This is a genomic window from Lachnoclostridium sp. MSJ-17, from assembly GCF_018918205.1.
Classification (GTDB): domain Bacteria; phylum Bacillota; class Clostridia; order Oscillospirales; family Acutalibacteraceae; genus Ruminococcoides.
This window is the reverse complement of the sequence record NZ_JAHLQB010000117.1, coordinates 1-3,702: the sequence shown is the minus strand read 5'-3', so window position 1 is coordinate 3,702 and position 3,702 is coordinate 1. Positions and strand designations below refer to the sequence as shown.

Annotated in this window: 4 protein-coding genes; 3 read left to right on the top strand and 1 reads right to left on the bottom strand. The window is 42.0% G+C overall.

Features of this window, described 5'->3' with window-relative positions; translation table 11 throughout:
- Positions 1 to 185 (bottom strand): hypothetical protein (locus KQI64_RS09670; RefSeq protein ID WP_216524556.1); only part of this gene is annotated, 185 nt, incomplete at its 3' end.
- Positions 186 to 581: 396 nt separating this feature from the next.
- Between KQI64_RS09670 and KQI64_RS09665 the strand changes: the two genes are divergently transcribed.
- The 3 genes from KQI64_RS09665 (at position 582) to KQI64_RS09655 (ending at position 3,561) form a co-directional block, all read left to right on the top strand.
- The gene (locus KQI64_RS09665; protein ID WP_216524555.1) at positions 582 to 1,883 is read left to right on the top strand and encodes an AAA family ATPase; all 1,302 of its coding nucleotides are present in this window, start codon (positions 582 to 584) and stop codon (positions 1,881 to 1,883) included.
- Complete coding sequence (locus KQI64_RS09660) at positions 1,883 to 2,938, top strand: hypothetical protein (protein ID WP_216524554.1); 1,056 nt, start codon at positions 1,883 to 1,885, stop codon at positions 2,936 to 2,938. The genes KQI64_RS09665 and KQI64_RS09660 overlap by 1 nt, the downstream gene beginning before the upstream one ends.
- Positions 2,939 to 3,054: 116 nt before the next feature.
- The gene (locus KQI64_RS09655; RefSeq protein ID WP_216524553.1) at positions 3,055 to 3,561 is read left to right on the top strand and encodes a hypothetical protein; all 507 of its coding nucleotides are present in this window, start codon (positions 3,055 to 3,057) and stop codon (positions 3,559 to 3,561) included.
- Positions 3,562 to 3,702: the final 141 nt, after the last annotated feature.

The following is a 3,702-nucleotide window of genomic DNA, read 5'->3' as shown; positions in this document are numbered from 1 at the left end:
GCCCCCTTTGGAAACCCCCGCAACAAACAGGTGCTATGCACCCAGCCGGGAGCATAGCGCCGTTTGTTGTCAGCAGCCCGTTTCACGGTCTGCGTGTAGTTCCTTGTAAACTGACCTAACTCAGGGACGAAATAATTTACAGCGAGTTTTGTTGGAATGGTTTTAAGGGGAATATCTATCTGCATGAGCTGAATATTCTCAGACCGACTCACTTTGTTTTTCTTTCAGGACCCGACTACAGGAATCACATCATCAGGAATTTCGGGTATGGATTTTACGAGAAGATAAAAAACGCGATAGACAGTTTGTCCATTAGCGACAATCCTGCTGTTACCGGTGATGAGTATAACCTTAGTGAAGAAGAAATCAGTAAGCTGCTAAGAATTGATGGATACAAGTCAGGTATTAAAATCTTATTTGCATATCATCCTTCCGCGCGTTTGAAAGAAGCACGAACTGTATATAACAAAAGAATCGAGGAATTTTTGAAATAACCGCAGCAACCGCAGCAAATCCAATGTACCGTTTTTACACCACTCATTATGGTATTATTTTAGTATCATAAATGAGGAGGTAAAACAATGAGCGCATTTGATAAGATCATCGGCTACGAGCTGATCAAGGAAGAATTAAAACAAATTGCGGACTGTCTGAAACACACGGACAAATATCGTAAGATGGGAGTATCTATCCCAAGAGGATTGCTGCTCGAGGGCAGACCCGGCGTTGGCAAGACGCTGATGGCAACGTGCCTTGTCGAAGAGAGCGGCCGCAGGGCGTTCATCTGCCGCAAAGACACTTCCGACGGCAGCTTTATTAAGCAAATCCGTGAGACCTTCGAACAAGCCGAGGAAAACGCGCCGTCCATTGTTGTACTGGACGATATGGACAAGTTTGCCGACGCGGATCGGCACAACAGCTACGCCGAGGAATATGTTACTGTGCAGTCTTGTATAGACAGAATCAAGGGCAAGGATGTATTCGTGATTGCAACCGTTAACGATACCAATCGAGTTACGGAGTCTTTGATCCGCCACGGACGATTTGATATTGCTTTGAGGATTGAGCTTCCGGACATTTCCGATACAGAACAGATTATAGGTCATTATTTGAGCCTTAACCCGAAGGTAGATGCCGATACGCGCATAGTCACCGAGATACTTTCGGGCAAGACAAGTGCAACTTTGGAAACTGTTATCAACGAAGCGGGGATTCTCGCCTGCTTTGAAGGCAGCGATACCATTACGACTGAGCATATTATTAAAGCGGTGCTAAGGACGGTTTATCATGTCAAAATCCCTGCGGATATGCGTTCGCTTCGAAAGATCAACTTGCGCGATTATCACCATGACTCCGAAACGATCTATCACGAGGCAGGTCACGCCGTTATGAGTGAGCTCTTAAAGCCGGGAACGGTTGCGCTGATTGCAGCTTTCTGCGAAGATAAATACGGGTCTTTTACCAAGCAAATTAAAAACTGCAAATATCATGAGATTACGGAAGATGAGGCTGATATTCTGATTAGTCTCGCCGGAAAAGCCGCAGTAGAGGTCAGATACGGCACTCCCGGTGTCGGCGGAATGATGGATTACAGAAGTGCGTATTTTAGCTTGCGCGAATTATTTGTCCACGAAGCGGTATATGGATTTGATTTGATCGGCGGAACTGTGAGCAAAAAGGATTCTGAAATCAATATGTATCATCAACATATGGTAATTTCACACCGCATAGCGGAGTATTATCAGCAGGCGAAGAAGCTCCTTACAGATAACAGGTCTCTATTGGACGGTATTGCAGAGGCGCTGTCCGAAAAGCGCTATCTGACAGGCGATGAAATCCAACAGATTAAAAATAGAATCCATACAATCAAGGAGGCGTCATAATGAGATTTATTATCGCAAAGCCTGAAGATAAAATGAGTATGGGCGATTTGTTTTATTCTGTTCCGGCAAAAGAAGAAAAAGTCAAGGCTTTTGATGAGCTTGTACAAATCTGCTTAAGACGTGCTGACCGCGAGTTTCCTCGACGCCCCGATCATCCTGAGAGAAACGGAATGATTCCGCAGGTTGAGAAAGAATTAGGAATGATTCAGGATTGCGGTTATGCTGTTGACTTTCTTGTGATGCATGAAATCGCGTTACTCTCAAGGGAATTAGGCTATCCCACAGCGATGTTTGGGATGGAAGGCGGCTTGATTATTTCGTATCTTTTGGGAATATCAAACATTCACCCCGCGCAGACAGGTTACAGTACGACTACGTCCGATATAGCGATTGAAACAGCTTGGTCTGATTGTTCGTTTGATTTTACAATGGCAATTGCCGAGCCAATAAGGAAACAAATCCAGCACAGACTTGATCAACGGTTTGGAATGGTAGATGATCGGATGGTCAGCTATTCGAGAATACGTCTGCCGCAATTCCATACACTTGAAACCATAGGAGAACTTGCCGCAGAGAGCGCTGTATCTTTTGCGGATATTGATATTGAAAACCCAAAGTTGATTGAGAGCGTTTATAACGATATTTGCCATTCGAAATTTCAACGTGAACAGTGCTGCTCAATACCGAAAAGCACTTTGGAATTAGCGAGAATATATGCTTACACTTGTTGCGGCTCAAAATCAGAGAACGATTTTTCGGCGGTAAAAGATTTTGTTTTTCGTGACGATATTTACAAAGAATTGGTAACGGATGATGATCTTCCTATCGGAGAAATCAACAGTCTTTCTTGTAATTGTTCTATGGGCTGCAAAAAAGCAAAAGATATAAAGATTCTCATCGGTTATGGTGTCGGAGAAAGAATGATTTCTGCCTATAGGAAGTTACACAATCAATGGTATGCCGCAGAATGCCTTGCAAGAGTGAATATGTTGCTTTTGATTAAATACTACAGCACTGATAAAAACATGGGAAACTGCGAGGAGATTAAACGATGAATAGTATTAACTTAAATAATCTCCAAAAAAACGAAGCCCACTTGCACGTATTGCAAAAGCTATACTGATTATAAATGCTATCAAAGAAAAAAGTTATATAGCTATGGAGGTGTGTCATGTCAAACATAAAAATATCGCTTGGAAAGAGAGATGTTATATTCATAATTCACTTGAATGAAATCAAGCAAGAAATCACGCTTGATATGATAAAACGAATATGGCATGAAAACATTGAAGAAATCGATGTGGAGTATATGTATGCCGAACCATTTGGTTCATTCGTTGCCGGATGTATTACAGCATCGAAAGGACAAGACGGCGTTGTGTTTGTTTGGAATACCAACACGCAACAGTTTATACATTATTCTAACGGTGAGTTTGCTGTTAAGGTTTCGATACACAATAATAACGTTTACATTCTTCGGGAAGTATCATATTGGGGTGTCAAAGCACATTTGCAATTAGATTATTGCCCTCTGAATACTACGGACAGAAACAATAATACTACAAAAGTGGAGTTAAGCGAGGAAACCGAATATCAATTAGCAAATGATCCTGACGATTATGTTATTGTATTTGACGGCGATATGCCAACAGTTAAGGTGAGTAATGAGCAACAATAAGCTATATAAATTGACCGACAGCAATGGTAAAGAGTATTATTCCGAAAACAAAGGAACATTGGGCGGGCATAAGAAATTGAAAATATACGGCAGATTGGATTGCCCTTCCGCTTTACGACACATAGCAAAAGGAAATTATGT